Source organism: Jeongeupia chitinilytica, assembly GCF_014652315.1.
GTDB classification, from domain to species: domain Bacteria; phylum Pseudomonadota; class Gammaproteobacteria; order Burkholderiales; family Chitinibacteraceae; genus Jeongeupia; species Jeongeupia chitinilytica.
In genome coordinates, this window is the sequence record NZ_BMYO01000004.1 from 290,530 (window position 1) to 308,320 (window position 17,791).

A 17,791-nucleotide genomic window follows, 5' to 3' on the forward strand; every position below is an offset into this window, starting at 1 on the left:
GCCGGCTTCGCCGGCTTTTTCCATTCCATACAAATATTGACTGATGAAGTAAGAAAAATTAGATTGGCGCACCATCATCTGGAGCCAAGTCATGAACATCCGCCTTCTGGCCGCCGTTGCCGCCTTCGTTTCGGTACCTGTCTGGGCCAATTCAAGCTGCGACAAGCCCAAGAACGACTTTGACGACCTGTACTGCCTGAACAAGGTCTATCAGCAGGCCGATCAGGACCTCAACGCCAGTTACGGCACGCTCAGCAAGCAGCTCGACGCTGCCGGCAAAAGCGCCCTGAAGCGTGGCCAGCTCGCCTGGATTGCCCAACGCAACACCGATTGCAGCTACAAGGACGCCAAGGGCTTCTACGTCAATCTCGACTGTGCCGCGCGTACGACGATCGACCGCAACACCTTCCTCACCGACCGCATCCGCGAGTGCCGCAGTTCGGGTTGCATGAACAGCAAGCTGTAAAAAAACCGGCCTGATCAGGCCGGTTCTCGGTTCGGATCACTCCGTCACGAAGCGAGGAAGAGCTGGTACGCCTCGTTGTCGGTTTCGATCCAGTACGGGTAGCCCAGCTTGTCGAGGAAGGCGGCGAATTCGGCGTCGTCCTCCTGCGGCACCTGGATGCCGACGAGAATGCGGCCGTAATCGGCACCGTGGTTGCGGTAGTGGAACAGGCTGATGTTCCAGCCGACGCTCATGCTTTCGAGGAAGCCCAGCAGCGCGCCCGGGCGCTCGGGGAATTCAAAACGCAGCAGGCGCTCGTTCTTCACTTGCGGTGCGTGCCCGCCGACCAGATGACGGACGTGCAGCTTGGCCAGTTCGTTGTCGGTCAGGTCGGTCGCCGGCAGGCCGTTGGCGGCCAGTTTCTCGATCAGCTCGGTGACTTCCGAGCGGTTCTGGATCGACAGGCCGACGAAGACATGCGCCTGGGTATCGTCGCCGTAGCGGTAGTTGAACTCGGTGACGTTGCGTGCGCCGATCAGGCTGCAGAACTGGCGGAAGGCGCCCGGCTTTTCCGGGACGGTCACGGCGACGACGGCTTCGCGGCCCTCGCCGAGTTCGGCCTGCTCGGCCACGTAACGGAGCCGGTCGAAGTTCATGTTCGCGCCCGAGGCGATCGCCACCAGCGTCTTGCCTTCGACCTTCTCGCGTGCCGCCCACGCCTTGGCGCCGGCGATCGCCAGCGCGCCGGCCGGTTCGAGAATCGAGCGGGTGTCTTCGAACACGTCCTTGATCGCCGCACACATGGCGTCGGTATCGACCAGGATCACGTCGTCGACGAACTGCTGGCAAAGGCGGAAGGTTTCCTCTCCGACCTGCTTGACCGCGACGCCGTCGGCAAAGATGCCGACCTGCGGCAGGTTGACGCGCTCGCCGAGCTTGAGCGACAGGTACATCGCGTTGGCATCGGTCGGCTCGACGCCGATGATCTTCACTTCGGGCCGCAGCCGCTTGATGTAGGCCGCCACGCCGGCAATCAGGCCGCCGCCGCCGACCGGGATGAACACGGCGTCGAGCGGGTCCGGGTGCTGCATCATGATTTCCATCCCGCAGGTACCCTGCCCGGCGATCACGTCCGGATCGTCGAACGGATGGATGAAGGTCGCACCGGTTTCCTCGACCAGCTTCATCGCATGCGCATAGCAGTCGGAATACGAATCGCCGACCAGCACCGCTTCGGCGCCGCGGCGGGTGACCGCGTCGACCTTGATGCGCGGTGTCGTCGCCGGCATGACGATGGTCGCGCGACAGCCGAGCTTCTGCGCCGACAGCGCAACGCCCTGCGCGTGATTGCCGGCCGAGGCGGCGATCACGCCACGGTCGAGGTCGGCGCGCGACAGCCGGACCATGCGGTTGTAGGCGCCGCGAATCTTGAACGAGAACACCGGCTGCATGTCTTCGCGCTTGAGCAGAATCTGGTTGCCGATGCGGCGACTCAGGTTCGGGGCAAGTTCGAGCGGCGTTTCGATCGCCGCATCGTAGACGCGGGCGGTGAGGATGCGTTCAAGGTAATCGTTCGGCGGCTGGGTCATGGCGGATTCACTTCTTTTTGGCGACGTTGAATACGGGAAACTACTGTAGCGGGGATGGCGGGATCAGGCCAGCGCCAATCGCAGTGCAACATCGACCGGCACCGGTCCTCAGTGCCGACGGCTGGCCAGCATCAGCAGCACCACGCCGGCCAGCACCACCCCCATGCCGGTCAGCATCACACCGGACACGTGCTCGCCGGCGATCAGCCAGCCCAGCAGCACCGCCACCGGCGGATTCACGTAGGCATAGCTGGACGCCAGCACCGGCTTGGCATGGGTCAGCACGTAGACGAAGGCGTTGAACGCGATCAGCGAGCCGAACACGGTCAGGTAGGCGAGCGCGGTCCAGCTTTGCCAGCCGACGTGGTCGGGCATGACCTCGCCGCGCAGTTGCGACACCACCGCGAGCACGCAGCCGGCAGTCAGCATCTGGATGCCGGCCGACATCGGCCCGGGCGGCAGCGGCAGCCGGCGCTGCCAGACCGCGGCGAACGACCACACCAGCGCCACCGCCAGCAGCAGCGCAAACCCCCAGGGTGCGCCGCCGAACCGGGTGTCCTGCTGCAGCAGCACCACGCCACCGAGACCGAGCGCGACCCCCAGCCATTCGAGCCGGTGCGGCCGGTTGCCCCACGCCCAGTCGAACAGCACGGCGAACAGCGGTGCCACCGCCAGCAGCAGCGCCGCCAGCCCGGACGGCACCTCCGTCTCGACGACGCAGACGGCGCCGTTGCCGAACGCCAGCATCATCGTGCCGATCAGCATCGCCGAGCGCGCCTGCCGCCAGCTCGGCCACGGTGCACCGCGCCATTTCAGCCACGTCAGCATCAGCGCACCGGCGATGACGAAGCGCATCGACGCCATCATCAATGGTGGCAGGTCCTCGACCGCGTAGCGGATGCCGAGGTAGGTCGAGCCCCAGACGACGTACATCAGCAGGAGCGAAACGATCAGGCGCGAGTCGAATGATTTCATTTTCAACAGATTACCGGCAGCGACGGTAATCCACACGTCACAGCGCGGCTTTAAATATGCCGTCACAGCCCCATTTGCTGTGGATTGAGACCGACCGCGATTGACGCCGCAAGGATTGCACCATGAGCCAGATGACCCCGCAGGAAATCGTCCACGAACTCGACAAGCACATCGTCGGCCAGGCTGCGGCCAAGAAGGCCGTGGCGATCGCGATGCGCAACCGCTGGCGCCGCCAGCAGGTGGCCGAGCCGTTGCGGCACGAGATCACGCCGAAGAACATCCTGATGATCGGCCCGACCGGCGTCGGCAAGACCGAAATCGCCCGCCGGCTGGCCAAGCTCGCCGATGCGCCGTTCATCAAGGTCGAGGCGACCAAGTTCACCGAAGTCGGCTACGTCGGCAAGGACGTCGACAGCATCATCCGCGACCTGATGGAAATCGCCTTCAAGCAGGTGCGCGATACGGCGATCAGGAAGAACCGCGTCCGCGCCGAGGACGCTGCCGAGGAACGCATCCTCGACGTGCTGCTGCCGCCGCCGAACAAGGCTTACGCCAGCGCCAATGACGACGAGCAGGGCAAGGAAACCCGGCAGAAATTCCGCAAGATGCTGCGCGAGGGCAAGTTCGACGACAAGGAAGTCGAAATCGAAGTCGCCCAGGCCATCCCCGAAATGAACGTGTTCGCACCGGGCATGCCCGGCATGGACGATCTGTCGGGCCAGCTGTCGCAGATGTTCAAGGGCGCGTTCAGCGACAAGAAAAAGCCGCAGAAGCTCAAGGTCATCGACGCGATGAAGCTGATCACCGACGAGGAAGCCGCCAGACTCGTCAACGACGACGACATCAAGGCCGAAGCGCTGAAGGCGGTCGAGCAGAACGGCATCGTCTTCATCGACGAAATCGACAAGGTCACCAGCCGCGCCGAGACCGGCGGCGGCGAAGTCAGCCGCCAGGGCGTGCAGCGCGACCTGCTGCCGCTGGTCGAAGGCACGACGGTGAGCACCAAGTACGGCATGGTCAACACCGACCACATCCTCTTCGTTGCCTCGGGCGCGTTCGCGCTGACCAAGCCGTCGGACCTGATTCCCGAGCTGCAGGGCCGCTTCCCGATCCGGGTCGAACTCGGCTCGCTGTCGGTCGACGACTTCAGCCGCATCCTCACCGAAACCGACGCCTGCCTGACCCGCCAGTATCAGGCCCTGCTGGCCACCGAAGGCGTCGACGTCGAATTCACCGAAGACGGCGTGCGGCGCCTGTCCGAAATCGCGTATCAGGTGAACGAAGCGACCGAAAACATCGGTGCGCGCCGGCTGTACACGGTGATGGAAAAGCTGCTGGAGGAAATCTCCTTCGAAGCCAAGACCGGCAAGGTAGTGATGGATGCCCCCGCGGTCGAAGCCAAGCTCGGCGAAGTCGCCGGCAACGAGGATCTGGCGCGCTTCGTACTCTGAATCCGTACAAGCTTGTGCACTCGAAAACCGGTGCCCGTGCACCGGTTTTTTCATTCAGGCGGGCGAACGACATGGGCTTCAAGCAGTTCTGGGTCGACCCCTACCAGACCGGACTCGACACCACCGTCGCCGGTGTCGACGGCGATACGCTCACGCTGGCGTCGACGATCTTCTTCGCGTTTTCGGGCGGGCAGGAAAGCGATACCGGCAGTATCGGCGGCAGGCCGGTACTGGGTGCCGAAAAGCGCGGCCTCGACATCGTCTACACGCTGGCGCCCGGCCACGGCCTGCGGCCCGGTGAGCCGGTCCGGGTGGAAATCGACTGGCCGCGCCGCCACGCCCTGATGCGGCTGCATTTCGCCGCCGAGATCGTCCTCGAACTCGTTTGCGCGCGACTGCCCGGCGTCGCCAAGATCGGCGCCCACATCGCTGCGGACAAGGCGCGGATCGACTTCGAATGGCCCGAACCGGTCACGCCGTTGCTGGCCGCGCTTGCCGCACAGGCCAACGCCATCGTCGCCGCCGACCTCGCGATCGGGACCGGCTTTTCGGACGAAGCGGCCGAGCGCCGCTACTGGCAGATCGACGGCTTCGCCCGCGTGCCGTGCGGCGGCACGCACGTGAAGCGCACCGGCGAGATCGGCGCGATTTCACTCCGGCGCAGGAATGTCGGCCGCGGCAAGGAGCGGATCGAAATCAGCGTCGCCGACCCCGCCCCGGCATCGGATTAGCGCCGGCCGGACACGTCGTGGCGACTGCGCGCCGCGCGTTCGTACTGTGCCGGCCACGGCACCGGCTGTTTCAGGACCGCGGCGGCGTTGAGCGGCCAGTGCGGATCGCGCAGCAGTTCGCGCGCCAGCATCACCAGATCGGCGTCGCCATTGGCGATGATCTGTTCGGCCTGCTCGGGCGCCGTGATCATGCCGACCGCCGACGCCGGCACGCCGGCTTCGCGCCGTACCCACGCGGCAAACGGTGTCTGGTAGCCGGGACCGACCGGAATCACCGCGTCGGGTACCATGCCGCCGGTCGATACGTCGATCAGGTCGACACCGGCGTCCTTGAGCCGGCGCGACAGTTCAACCGTATCGTCGGCATTCCAGCCGCCGTCGGCCCAGTCGGTCGCGGACAGGCGCACGAACAGCGGCAGCGCCGCCGGCCAGATTTCTCGCACGACCTCGACGACCTCGAACAGCAGCCGTGCACGGTTGTCGAAGCTGCCGCCATAGGCGTCGTCGCGGCGATTGGCCAGCGGCGACAGGAACTGGTGCAGCAGATAGCCGTGCGCGGCATGGATTTCGACCACCTTGAAGCCGGCCTGCAGCGCGCGACGGGTGGCGGCGGCAAAATCGGCGACGACACGACCGATGTCGGCAACCGACATCGCGACCGGCACCGCATAGTCGCCGAATGCCAGCGCCGACGGCGCGATCGTTGCCCAGCCGCCCTCCGCCACCGGCACGCTGCCACTGCCCGACCACGTCCGGTACGTACTGGCCTTGCGGCCGGCGTGCGCCAGCTGGATGCCCGGCACGCTGCCCTGCGATTCGATGAAGCGGGTGATGCGCGCCAGCGGCCCGATCTGGCCGTCGTGCCACAGGCCGAGATCCTGCGGGCTGATTCGCCCTTCGGGCGATACGGCGGTGGCCTCGGCGATCACCAGCCCGGCACCACCACGGGCAAAGCTGCCCAGATGCACCAGATGCCAGTCGTCGGCCATGCCGTCGACTGCCGAGTACTGGCACATCGGCGAAACGGCAATGCGGTTCGGCAAACGGGTCTGACGCAGCGTCAGCGGTTCGAACAGTCGGGCCATGATGGACTCCATGATGTGATCAATATCTGAACCATCATAGATGGGGACGCCGCGGCCGTTTTCAGCACCCCGCATGCCGCTCGCGTTCCGGTGGTACGCCCCCGCCCCGGACGGCGGTCTCAGATCGGTATTTTGTTGTGTTACACAACGTTATTTATGCCAAGCGGGCACGGCAAAACTGCATCAGCATACAGTCATATCCATCCCTGCTTCGTTCGCCGTCCCGGCGCACGGCATCGAGGAAACCATGTCCCGACTGCTCAAGGCTTCTTTGCTGACTGCGGCACTCATCAGTGCCTTGCCGCCCACGTTCGTCCCGGCGCATGCCGCCGATGCACCGGCTTCGGCGCCGGCCACCACCCCCGGGTTCACGCAGGCGGAAATCGAACAGCTGGTCGCGCCGATCGCGCTGCATCCGGATTCGCTGCTGGCGCAGATCTTCATGGCATCGACCTACCCGCTCGAAGTCGTGCAGGCGCAGCGCTGGCGCCAGAGCAACGCCAAGCTCTCCGGCAAGGCGCTGGAAACGGCCGTGAACCAGCAGCCGTGGGATGCCAGCGTCAAGGCGCTGACGGCGTTTCCGCAGGTGCTGCAGATGATGAACGACAAGCTCGACTGGACGCAGAAGCTCGGCGACGCTTTCCTCGCCGACCAGAAGCGCGTGATGGACGCAGTCCAGGTGCTGCGCCAGCGAGCCCAGGCCGCCGGCAACCTCAAGTCGGGCAGCGAGCAGACCGTGACCGTCAAACACAGCCCGGGCAGTCAGGGCAGCGGCGGCGAGATCATCGTGATCGAGCCGGCGCAGCCCGAAACCGTCTACGTGCCCGTGTACAACCCGACCGTCGTGTACGGCACCTGGCCTTACCCCTACTACACGCCGTATTACTGGTACCCGCCGGGTTACGTTCCGGGGGCGGCATTCTTCTCGTTCACGGCCGGCATCATCGTCGGGGGCGCATTCTGGGGCTGGGGCAACTGCAACTGGGGCGGCGGCGACATCGATATCGACATCAACAACAACTTCAACCGGGTCGAGCATCACCGCGACAACGCCAACGGCAAGTGGCAGCACAAGCCCGAGCATCGACGCGGCGTCGAGTACCGCGACAACGCCACCAAAGACCGCTTCCGCGGCCAGGACGGCGCACGGCCGGCCACGCACGACCGCAACCGCGATGCCTTCCGCGGCCGTGCCGAGCAGGGGCGGCAGGATCTGAACCGGCTGGATCCGGCACAACGCGATGCGATCAACCGCGGCGGCGGCGACCGTGCCCAGACCGCCGATCGCCAGCGCGACCGGCGCGATGCCGGCGGCGTGACACGTCCTTCGAGCGGCGACATGGGCCGGTCGCTGCAATCGCGTCAGGGCAACGACGCATTGCGCAACGTCCAGTCGCCGGGCATCGATCGTGCCGCCAGCGATCGCGGCCGGTCCAGCCGCGCCAGCATCAGCCGCCCGCCCCGTACCGGCCGCCGCTGAGTCAACCGGAGAACCGCAATGAAAATCAGGACGATGCTGTTGTGCTGTGCGGCCGGACTGGCCAGCCTGCCGGCGCTGGCGGTCGAGCACTTTGTCACGCCGGATGACGCCGGCGACGCGCTGGTCACGGCGATCGCGCACCGCGACCGGGCCGCGCTCGAGCGGCTGTTCGGGCCGCAGTACGGTGATTTCTTCGACCTTGGTCCGGGCGACGCGGCCCGGCAACGGATCGGGCGCTTTGTCGCGCAGTACCGCGAAAGCCACGTCTGGCGCGATGTGTCGCCACAGCGCAAGGTGCTCAAGACCGGCGCGGACAACTGGCCGTTCGCGATCCCGCTGGTGGCCACCCACGGGCAGTGGCAGTTCGATCCGGCCGCCGGCCGCGACGAGCTGCTCAACCGCGAGATCGGCGCCAACGAGCTGTCGACGATCGAGGCGCTCAAGGAGTTGCAGCTCGCGCAGAGCGAGTACTTCCGCCGCAATCCGGACCGGAGCCCGATCCCGCATTACGCCGGCCGGATCGACAGCCACCCCGATACCCGCGACGGGCTGTACTGGCCCGGCGGCGAAGGCGACGCTGCCAGCCCGATCGGCCCGCTGTTCGCCCGTGCCGCGCGTGACATGGCCGGCAAGGACAAACCGGCCAGGCCCTTCTTCGGCTACTACTACCGCCTGCTCGACCGGCAGGGCAAGGATGCCCCCGGCGGCGCCTACAGCTATCTGGTGCGGGGGCAGTTGTATGGCGGCTACGCGGTCATCGCCTGGCCGGCGGACTACGGCAAGTCGGGCGTGATGACCTTCATCACCAGCCACGACGGCCGGATCTACCAACGCAATCTGGGCGCACACACCGGCGAAGCCGTTCGCGCCATCGACAGCTTCAACCCGGACAGCGACTGGGAGCCGGTCAGCCGCCCCTAGCGGCGTGGCTCGCGTCTCGGCGTCGCGCCCTGCTCACCACCACGCATGGAAATGGTGGACCGGGCCGATGCCATTGCCGATCTGCAGTGCATCGGCCTCGCTGATCGCCGCGCGCAGATAAGCACGGGCGGCATCGACGGTCGTGGTCCAGTCCGCGTGGCGGGGGCGCAGTGCCGCCAGCGCCGCCGACAGGGTGCAGCCGGTGCCGTGGGTGTTTTTCGTCCGGATGCGCGCATCGGCAAAGCGGTGCTCGCCGTCGGCAGTAATCAGCCAGTCCGGGCAGATGTCGCCGTCCAGATGGCCGCCCTTCATCAGCACCGCGCGCGCACCGGCCTCGCACAGCGCCCGGCCCTGCCGGCACATCTCGGTCTCGGTGGTCGCGACGTCGCAATCGAGCAAGGCAGCGGCTTCAGGCAGGTTCGGCGTGATCAAGGACGCCAGCGGCAGCAGCTGCGTGCGGATTGCTTCAACCGCATCCAAAGCCAGCAGCGGATGGCCGCCCTTGGCGATCATCACCGTGTCGAGCACGACGTGTTCGATGGCGTGCCGGCGCAGGCCGTCTGCGACGGCGTGGACGATCTCGGCGTTCGCGAGCATGCCGAGCTTGGCGGCGTCGACGCGGATGTCGGCGAGCACGGTATCGAGCTGCGCGGCGACGAAGTCCGGCGGCACAGGGTGGACGGCAAATACGCCTTGCGTGCTTTGCGCAGTCAGCGCGGTCAGTACGCTCATACCGTAGGCGCCGAGCGCCGAAAAGGTTTTCAGATCGGCCTGGATGCCGGCACCGCCACCCGAATCCGAGCCGGCGATCGTCAGTGCGTGGACGCGGCTCATGCGCGGGCCTCCGTGATTTCGTTGAACAATGCTTGCGTCGCCGCCGCGACGTCGGGCTGGCCGCAGATCGCCGAAACCACGGCAACGCCGTCGGCTCCGGCGCGGATCAATGGCGCAACCTTGCCGAGTGCAATGCCGCCGATCGCGACTGCCGGGCAACGCTTCGCCAGCATCATTGCGGCAAAATCGGCCGGCGCGATCACCGGTGACGCGTCCTTCTTGGTGCCGGTCGGGTAAACCGGACCGACACCGATGTAGTCGATCCCGCCATCGATCAGCGCCAGCGGCACCGCCGCCAGCTGCGCTGCATTGCTGGTCGACAGGCCGACGATTTTGTCCGGACCGACCAGGCGGCGAACCTCGGCCACCGGCAGGTCGGACTGGCCGACATGGACGCCTTCGGCATCGACGGCGAGCGCGATGTCGACGTGATCGTTGATGACCAGCGGCACGCCGCTGCCGGCCAGCACGGCCTTCAGCGCGACGGCAGCATCGAACCACTGGCGTTTCTTCCATTGCGGCGCACGCAGCTGCACCACGGTCACGCCGTTGGCGACCGCGGTCCGCGTCGTCGCAACCATGCCGTCGAGTCCGCCGCACAGGTCGGGGTCGAGCACGAGGTAGAGCGAAAGATTGACCGGGTTCATGCGTTCACGGTCCTCGCCAGCTGCTCGGGCTGGATCAGGTACAGCGCGTCGAGGAAGGCCGGTGTGAACGAGCCCGGGCCGTGCGATTCGCCGGTGGCGACCTCGCCGCAGATCGCCATTACCGCGCACGCGGCCGCGACGGCGTCGAGCCGGTTTGTCGCGCCGGCGCAGAATGCCGCAACGACGGCCGACAGCGCGCAACCGGTGCCGACGACGCGGGTCATCAGCGGGTTGCCCCAAGGCACGGCCCAGGTTTTCTCGCCGTCGGTGATGTAGTCGGTTTCGCCGGTGACGGCGACGATGGCGCCGGTATCGCGCGCCAGCTGTTCGGCCGCCTCGCGCGCGGCGTCGGCGCTGGCAGTGCTGTCGACGCCCTTGCCGCCGCCGGTGAAGCCGGCCAGCGCGAGGATTTCCGACGCATTGCCGCGGATCGCCGCCGGCTGGAACGCCAGCAGCTCGCGCGCGGCGCCGGTGCGGTAATCGAGCACGCCGACAGCGACCGGGTCGAGCACCCACGGCGTGCCGGCCTGCTGCGCGGCCTGCGCGGCGCGGCGCATCGCGGCAAAGCGCTCCGGATACAGCGTGCCGACGTTGACCAGCACCGCGCCGGCGATGCCGGCAAACGCGGTGACTTCTTCCTCGGCGACGATCATCGCCGGACTGGCGCCGAGCGCGAGCAGCACGTTGGCGGTGATGCCCTGCACCACTTCGTTGGTCAGGCAGTGCGTCAGCGGCGCGGTGGCGCGCAGCCGGGCGAGTTCGCTGCCGACCAGCGACAGCGGCACCGGCGTGACCGTGCCGGCGGGTGGCGTGGTGGTCTTGGCGGACGACTTGCGCGGCGACTTGCTTGGGGATTTGCTAGGCATGGAGGCTCCCGGCCGAACGGGGAAGCCGGACGACTTCCCTACGCCGGCATGATCCGGATCAGGTGGTACGGGTACATCTCAGCCGGCTGCATTGCAGGCGGCGCCCCGAGTCAGGCTTCGATTGTCCGGCGCGGAGCACAAGGCGGTCAATGACGCAGCGCAAGCCGGCGCATGCTGCTTGAGACGGCAATAGTTTCGCCTGTGACAAGTTTGTCATGCTCGGCCACAATGGGCGGCTCACCCGAGGATCTCCGATGAACCGCCTGCGCAAACTCGTCGACGGCTTCCTGCTGTCACTGCTGATCGCCATCGTGCTCGCCAACCTCGCGCCGTCGCTCGGCGCCAGTGGCGGTGTGCTGCACATGGACTGGGTCACCGCCGTCGGCATCAGCGTGGTGTTCTTCCTCAATGGCGCTTCGCTCGCGCCCGAGCGGCTCAAGGCCGGGGCGGCCAACTGGCGGCTGCACCTGCTGGTGACGACCAGCACCTTCGTGATCTTCCCGCTGATCGGCACCGCGCTCTACTTCGGCCTCGGCCACTGGCTGCCGGCGGCGCTGTTGCTCGGCGTGTTCTACCTGTGCGCACTGCCGTCGACGGTGTCGTCGTCGGTGGCGATGACGTCGATGGCGCGCGGCAACGTCGCCGGCGCGGTGTTCAACGCCACGTTGTCCAGCCTCCTGGGCATGCTGATCACACCGCTGCTGGTCGGCCTGCTGTTCAGTCACAGCGGCGAGGGCATGTCTCTGCTCGCACAGCTGCGCTCGATCGCGATCCAGCTCTTCCTGCCCTTCGTCGTCGGCCAGTTGGCGCGGCCGTGGCTCAAGGACGCGCTGCTCAAGCACCGCCAGCTGGTCAATTACGTCGACCGCGGCGTGATCGTGCTCATCGTCTACAACTCGTTCTGCGATTCGGCGATGGCGCACGTCTGGTCGAACTACAGCGCCGGCATGCTGCTCGCAGTGGCCGCGCTCGTCAGCGTGGTGCTCTTCGTCGCACTGCAGGCCACGCGCTTTGCCGCGCGCCGCTTCGGCTTCGATACCGAAGACGAGATCACCGCGGTGTTCTGCGGCTCGAAGAAAAGCCTCGCCGCCGGCATCCCGATGGCCAAGCTGATCTTCGGCGCCCACCCGGCGCTGGGGCTGATCGTGCTGCCGATCATGTTCTATCACCAGATCCAGCTCTTCGTCTGCTCGATCATCGCCCGGCGCTACGCAGCCCGTCCCGATTGAGCCTTCCCCGGTCCGGCACTATTCACCGGGCATGAAGTGAACGGCGCATGGCCTACAAACGCCCGCGCCGTTACGATGAAGCCATTCCCATTCGCGGCAGCCGGCGATGGCGGCCCGTCCTTCCGGAGAGCGTGCACATGAGCGACACGAACAAGCAGCGCATCGTCATTGTCGGCGGGGGTGCCGGCGGACTGGAACTCGCCACCCGGCTGGGCAAGCGGCTCGGGCGCAGCAAGCGTGCCCGCATCATCCTCGTCGACGGTTCACCGACGCACATCTGGAAACCGCTGCTGCACGAAGTCGCCACCGGCGCGCTGAACACCGGCGAGGACGAGGTCAACTACTTCGCCCACGCCCACCACCACGGCTACGAATTCGAATACGGCTGGATGGACGGGCTCGACCGCGAGCGCAAGGTGATCCGGATTTCGCCGGTCACCGACGAATACGGCCACCAGATTGCCGCCGCGCGCGAACTCGCCTACGACACGCTGGTGCTCGCCGTCGGCGCGGTGCCGAACGATTTCGGCACGCCCGGCGTGGCCGAGCATTGCCTGTTCCTCAATACCCAGGACGACGCCGAACGGCTGCGCAAACGCATCCTCTCCGAAGCCTTCTCGGTGACCAGCGGCGACGATCCGGCCGGCGAGCTGCGCATCGGCATCGTCGGCGGCGGCGCCACCGGCGTCGAGCTGGCAGCCGAAATCCACCATACGGTGACCGAGCTGCACGCCTACGGTGCGCAGTTCCGGCCCGAACAGCTGCAGATCTACATCATCGAAGGTGCGCCGCGCATCCTCGCCGGTGCGCCGGAGTCGATGAGCCAGTACGCAACCGAAGAGCTCGGCAAGCGCCATATCGATGTCGTCACCGGCGTCCGGGTCGCCTCGGCCGACGCGCGCGGCTTCGCGCTGTCCGACGGTCGCCGCATCGACGCCGCACTGCGCATCTGGGCCGCCGGGGTCAAGGCGCCGAACTGGCTGGCAACGCTGGGCCTGACGACCAACCGCGCCAACCAGATCGTCGTCGACAAGGATCTGCGCTGTGTCGACGATCCGGCGATCCGCGTGATCGGCGACTGCGCCGCCGCACCCGACGGCGACAGCGGCAAGACGCTGTCGGCGACCGCACAGGCGGCCCGGCAGGAGGCCGAATGGCTTGCAGATGCGCTGACCGATACCGTCAACGGTCATACGCCCGAGCCCTTCGTGTTCAAGCCGCAAGGCATGCTGGTCTCGCTGGGCAAATACCGCGCCGTCGGCAGTCTCGCCGCCATCGTCGGCCCGAAGCGCGACTATCACGTCGAAGGTCGCAGCGCGAAGATGATGTACGTCTCGCTGTACCGGATGCATCAGGCGGCGATCCACGGCTGGCCGATGGCGATGCTGCTGTGGGCCGGCGACAAGCTGAAGAAGGCGGCACGGCCGACACTGAAGCTGCATTGAGCCCGTCAGCAGCTCGCTGACAAGCTGCAGACAATGTAAGCATCAACTAGGCTGTAGCAACCCCCAGCGCGAGCCGCGTCATGTTCTCCAGCCTGATCAGCGACAGCCGCAGCCTGCTGCTTCTGTCGGTCGCCATCTACCTGACGCTCGGCGCCTTTCTGCTGCTGATCTGGCGGACACGGCGCGTCCAGGCCGGCTTCGGACTCTGGGCCTGGTCCGACCTGATGCTCGGCGCCGCGCTGCTGGTCCTGCTTTCCCGCGAGTGGCTGCCGCCCTTTCCCACGGCCATCGTCGGCAGCGCCCTGCTGCTGGCCATGCCGCCGATGAGCGAATGGGCGCTGCGAAAGGCACTCGATTGCGACACCCCGGCGGCGCGCAAGGCCATGCTAGGCAGCTGGAGCGGTTGCTACCTGATCTGGCTGGCGTCCTTCGTCGCCGGGCTGTCGCTGCAGTACCGCAGCGTCATCATTGCCGCCGGCATGATCGCCCTCAACCTGCGTGTCGTTGTCCTGCTGTTCCAGCGGGCGCGCGATTCGCTGCCGCTGCAGGTCGTTGCTGCCATCTACCTGCTGTTCGCCGTGCTGCATCTGGCTCGCGGTACGCGGCTGCTGTCGCTGGAAACCATACAGTACCTCAGCCGCGATCCTTGGCTGAACGCCAGCCTGCTGGTGGCCGCGCTGCTGATGATCGCCCGCGACATGGGCTTTCTGTGCTTTACCCATGCCCGCATCGAGGCCGAACTGCGCGACGTTCAGGGCGAGCTGCTGCGCCGTGCCAACGAGGACGTGCTCACCGGTCTGGGCAGCCGGCGCTACTTCGAGGACACGGTGCCGGTGATGCAGGCGCAGGCCCGGCGGCAGCACCTGCCGCAGACGCTGCTGCTGATCGACGTCGATCACTTCAAAGCCATCAACGACCGCTTCGGCCATCAGGCGGGCGACCAGGTCCTGATCACACTGGCCGGCGTGCTGCGCCACATCGGCCGCAATGGCGACCTATACGCCAGACTGGGCGGCGACGAATTCGTACTGCTGCTGCACGACTGTTCGGTCGACACCGCAGGCGTGATCGGCCGGCGTCTGACCGACGCCGTGGCCGCGCAGCTCCGTACGCCGGACGGCGAGCCGGTTTCGGTCAGCGCCGGCTATACGCCGTTGCTGCCGTACGAGTCGCTGCAGACCAGCTACCCGCGCGCCGATGCCGCGCTCTACGCCGCCAAGGCCGCCGGACGCGGTCGCGCCATCGCGGCACCGCCGGACGGCCCGGCGCACGCCGACTGAGCCGGCGATACCTGCAGAAGCCGGCCGGGCATTCCGGCCGCTTCCTGCCTACATTGAAAGCCTCCAACCGACGTTCGCCATCATGACCCGATCCGCGCGCCAGCTCCTGCTTGTCCTGTTTGCTTCAGCACTGCTCGCCGGATGCGGCGGAGGCGGCGGTAGCGGCGGGATATCCGTCTCCCCCCCGGGCACGCCGACGCCAACCCCGATCCCGCAGGAGCCGTTCTCGGCCGACTGCGCCGGGAGCTTCTGCGGCGCCGACAATGCCAATCGCTACAGCGGCAGCGGCGTCGGTCTCTGGCGCTTCCGCAATGTCGGTACCGGCCCGGTCAGCGTTCAGGTCCGCATCGACAACGTCAACGGCAGGACGGCGACGCTGGTCTACAGCAACGAATCGACCAGCGACATCGCATTGCCGACGGTGGCACTGGGCAACGCGACGGCGCAGAACGGCAGTCGCCAGGCCGAGGCGCAGACGCGAGACCGTCACACGCCGCCGCAGGTCGACGCGTTCAACGCCGGCGGTTTTGCCGGCCTGCTCGGTCAGCAACGCAGCACCACTGCCGGGGTGCTGGCCAGCCGGACCAACGAATTCGGCATCGGTGCCAGCCGCGTCTGGTACAACCAGGACGATGACGGCGGCGTCAGCCAGCGCATCACGACACTGCGGCGGCAACAATCGACCAGCAGCGGCCGGCAGGTCAACCTCTGGGTCGAAAACGGCGAATACGCCAACAACAAGGTCAGCGACACGATACTCGACACGCTGATCACCACCTTCGCCAGCGGCAATGCGGCCATCTACCCCCTGGTGACCGGCCTCGCCGGCGAGCCCTGGGGCAGCGTGCCGGCGGCATCGGCCGGATCGCTGATCGGCCCCGATCAGGCCATCGACCTCGTCATCGTCAATCAGGACAACAACGGCAAGCCTTACGGCGTCGTGGCCTACTTCTACAGCGGCAACAACTTCGTACGCAGCAGCGCCACACCCGCCAGCAACGAGGCGCTGGCGATCTTCGTCGACTCGGAAACGCTGTATCTCGACGGCAGCAGCGGCCTGACGTTCTCGAAGAGCACGCTCGCGCACGAACTGACGCACATGATCAACTTCTACCAGCGCGCGGTGCAGATCGGCAGCAGCTACGCCTTCGCCACCTGGCTGGAGGAAATGACCGCGATCATGATGGAGGACGTCGTCTCGACCCAGGTCACACCGGGCTACAACACGGTGCGCGACGAACGCTTTCCGGGCTGGCTGGCCAACGCCGAATACAACTGCCCGCTGACGGTGTGGCAGACCACGCCGAGCTGCTTCGGCTACGACCTGTCCGGCAGCTTCGGCGGCTTCCTGTTGCGCCAGTACGGCATCGGGTTCTACACCAGCCTGCTGCGCGACCGGGCGTCGACCGACTCGATCGCACTGCTCGACGATGCGATCCGCCAGTCCGGGGGGACGGGCATGAATGTCGCCTTCCAGCGCTGGGGGACCAGCATTGCGCTGCTGCCCGCGGCCGCATCACCGGCCGGTTTCGGCTATCCCGCGCGCACCGAGGCCGGCTTCTCGCTGGTGCCGATCAGCGGCCCCGACTACGCCGGCAAGCGCCGTCTGCCGACGTCGCTGCCAAGCACGCTGTACGGCTACGGCCACTTCCCCTTCGTGCGGATCAACCTGCCGGTGACGCTCAACGAAACCTATACCGTACCGGCACACACGACGCTGTCGGTGGTCATCCAGTAACGGCGGTTGGAAAAAAGGGAGGCCCGGCCTCCCTTTTCCGGCGCCTGATTGTCGTTCAGCCGCGCAGCAAGCGCGCGGCGTCGAGCGCGTAATAGGTCAGGATCGCGTCGGCGCCGGCGCGCTTGAACGCGAGCAGCGATTCGAGCACGACCTTGTCGCCGGCCAGCCAGCCGTTCTGGATCGCCGCCTGCAGCATCGCGTATTCGCCCGAGACCTGATAGACGAAGGTCGGCACCCTGAACTCGTCCTTCACGCGACGGACGATGTCGAGGTAGGGCATGCCCGGCTTGATCATCACCATGTCGGCGCCCTCGGCCAGATCGAGCGCGATTTCGTGCAGCGCTTCGTCGCTGTTGGCCGGGTCCATCTGGTAGGTCGACTTGTCGGCCTTGCCGAGGTTGCCGCTCGAACCGACCGCATCGCGGAACGGACCGTAGAAGGCGCTGGCGTACTTGGCCGAATAGGCGAGGATGCGCGTGTGGAGGTGGCCGTCGATATCGAGCGCGTGCCGGATCGCGCCGACGCGGCCGTCCATCATGTCGCTCGGCGCGACCATGTCGGCGCCGGCGGCGGCATGGCACAGCGACTGCTTCACCAGCGCGGCCACGGTCACGTCGTTGAGCACGTAGCCCTCGTCGTCCCCTCCGGTGCCGAGAATGCCGTCCTGACCGTGGATCGTGTACGGATCGAGTGCGACGTCGGTGATCACGCCGAGTTCGGGGAACGCTTCCTTCAGCGCGCGCACCGTGCGCGGCACCAGACCGTGCGGGTTCCACGCCTCGGCCGCGTCGAGGCTCTTGAGGCTGGCGTCGATGACCGGGAACAGCGCCAGTGCCGGAATCCCGAGCGCTACCGCCTCGGCGGCAGTCTGCAGCAGCAGGTCGATGCTCTGGCGCTTCACCCCCGGCATCGACGCGACCGACTCCTCGCGCCCCTCGCCGTCGAGCACGAACACCGGCAGGATCAGGTCGGCACTGGTCAGCACCGATTCGCGCATCAGCCGGCGCGAGAAATCGTCGCGGCGCATCCGGCGCATGCGGGTGGCGGGAAAGGCGCGGAAAGCGGTCATGTCAGC

At 66.9% G+C, this 17,791-nt stretch carries 15 protein-coding genes, 1 pseudogene and 1 riboswitch; of the genes and pseudogenes, 9 read left to right on the forward strand and 7 right to left on the reverse strand.

Annotated elements, in window-relative coordinates; genetic code table 11:
• Window positions 1-91 precede the first annotated feature (91 nt).
• Window positions 92-466, forward strand: a complete 375-nt coding sequence (locus IE097_RS09250) for a lysozyme inhibitor LprI family protein (protein WP_189460021.1) — start codon at window positions 92-94, stop codon at window positions 464-466.
• Window positions 467-510: 44 nt separating this feature from the next.
• Here IE097_RS09250 and ilvA read toward each other — a convergent pair.
• Window positions 511-2,085, reverse strand: a pseudogene (gene ilvA, locus IE097_RS09255) (threonine ammonia-lyase, biosynthetic); the annotation flags it as partial.
• Window positions 2,086-2,142: 57 nt separating this feature from the next.
• Complete coding sequence (gene yedA / locus IE097_RS09260) at window positions 2,143-3,009, reverse strand: drug/metabolite exporter YedA (protein WP_189460025.1); 867 nt, start codon at window positions 3,007-3,009, stop codon at window positions 2,143-2,145.
• Window positions 3,010-3,131: 122 nt separating this feature from the next.
• Between yedA and hslU the strand changes: the two genes are divergently transcribed.
• Complete coding sequence (gene hslU / locus IE097_RS09265) at window positions 3,132-4,460, forward strand: ATP-dependent protease ATPase subunit HslU (RefSeq protein WP_189460027.1); 1,329 nt, start codon at window positions 3,132-3,134, stop codon at window positions 4,458-4,460.
• 71 nt (window positions 4,461-4,531) lie between these two features.
• Window positions 4,532-5,191: an alanyl-tRNA editing protein gene (locus IE097_RS09270; protein ID WP_189460029.1), complete on the forward strand. Its 660-nt coding sequence runs from the start codon at window positions 4,532-4,534 to the stop codon at window positions 5,189-5,191.
• Here IE097_RS09270 and IE097_RS09275 read toward each other — a convergent pair.
• Window positions 5,188-6,276, reverse strand: a complete 1,089-nt coding sequence (locus tag IE097_RS09275) for an NADH:flavin oxidoreductase/NADH oxidase (RefSeq protein WP_189460031.1) — start codon at window positions 6,274-6,276, stop codon at window positions 5,188-5,190. The genes IE097_RS09270 and IE097_RS09275 overlap by 4 nt on opposite strands.
• A 247-nt stretch (window positions 6,277-6,523) precedes the next feature.
• On the opposite strand from IE097_RS09275, the gene IE097_RS09280 reads away from it, so the two are divergent.
• Window positions 6,524-7,756, forward strand: coding sequence for a DUF3300 domain-containing protein (locus IE097_RS09280; protein ID WP_189460033.1), 1,233 nt, complete (start codon window positions 6,524-6,526; stop codon window positions 7,754-7,756).
• Window positions 7,757-7,774: 18 nt separating this feature from the next.
• Window positions 7,775-8,677, forward strand: coding sequence for a DUF2950 domain-containing protein (locus tag IE097_RS09285; protein ID WP_189460035.1), 903 nt, complete (start codon window positions 7,775-7,777; stop codon window positions 8,675-8,677).
• 33 nt (window positions 8,678-8,710) lie between these two features.
• Here IE097_RS09285 and thiD read toward each other — a convergent pair whose 3' ends face one another.
• The 3 genes from thiD to thiM are packed head-to-tail and all read right to left on the reverse strand — an operon-like array spanning window position 8,711 to window position 11,024.
• The gene (gene thiD, locus IE097_RS09290; protein ID WP_189460037.1) at window positions 8,711-9,511 is read right to left on the reverse strand and encodes a bifunctional hydroxymethylpyrimidine kinase/phosphomethylpyrimidine kinase; all 801 of its coding nucleotides are present in this window, start codon (window positions 9,509-9,511) and stop codon (window positions 8,711-8,713) included.
• On the reverse strand, window positions 9,508-10,158 hold the full coding sequence (gene thiE, locus IE097_RS09295) for a thiamine phosphate synthase (RefSeq protein ID WP_189460039.1): 651 nt from the start codon (window positions 10,156-10,158) through the stop codon (window positions 9,508-9,510). Before thiE ends, thiD begins: the two co-directional genes overlap by 4 nt.
• Entirely contained in the window at window positions 10,155-11,024 is an 870-nt protein-coding gene (gene thiM, locus IE097_RS09300; protein WP_189460041.1) for a hydroxyethylthiazole kinase, read from the reverse strand. Before thiM ends, thiE begins: the two co-directional genes overlap by 4 nt.
• A gap of 18 nt (window positions 11,025-11,042) precedes the next feature.
• Window positions 11,043-11,142: riboswitch (TPP riboswitch) on the reverse strand.
• A gap of 136 nt (window positions 11,143-11,278) precedes the next feature.
• Between thiM and IE097_RS09305 the strand changes: the two genes are divergently transcribed.
• From IE097_RS09305 to IE097_RS09320, 4 genes are all read left to right on the forward strand, one after another.
• On the forward strand, window positions 11,279-12,253 hold the full coding sequence (locus IE097_RS09305; RefSeq protein WP_229797510.1) for a bile acid:sodium symporter family protein: 975 nt from the start codon (window positions 11,279-11,281) through the stop codon (window positions 12,251-12,253).
• 137 nt (window positions 12,254-12,390) lie between these two features.
• On the forward strand, window positions 12,391-13,698 hold the full coding sequence (locus tag IE097_RS09310; RefSeq protein ID WP_189460045.1) for an NAD(P)/FAD-dependent oxidoreductase: 1,308 nt from the start codon (window positions 12,391-12,393) through the stop codon (window positions 13,696-13,698).
• Between the two features lie 80 nt (window positions 13,699-13,778).
• Complete coding sequence (locus IE097_RS09315; RefSeq protein ID WP_189460047.1) at window positions 13,779-14,978, forward strand: GGDEF domain-containing protein; 1,200 nt, start codon at window positions 13,779-13,781, stop codon at window positions 14,976-14,978.
• An 82-nt stretch (window positions 14,979-15,060) separates the two neighbouring features.
• Entirely contained in the window at window positions 15,061-16,716 is a 1,656-nt protein-coding gene (locus tag IE097_RS09320) for a M30 family zinc metallopeptidase (protein ID WP_189460049.1), read from the forward strand.
• Window positions 16,717-16,771: 55 nt separating this feature from the next.
• Here the strand turns inward: IE097_RS09320 and hemB are convergent, their stop codons facing one another.
• The gene (gene hemB / locus IE097_RS09325) at window positions 16,772-17,785 is read right to left on the reverse strand and encodes a porphobilinogen synthase (RefSeq protein WP_189460051.1); all 1,014 of its coding nucleotides are present in this window, start codon (window positions 17,783-17,785) and stop codon (window positions 16,772-16,774) included.
• Between the last annotated feature and the right edge of the window lie 6 nt (window positions 17,786-17,791).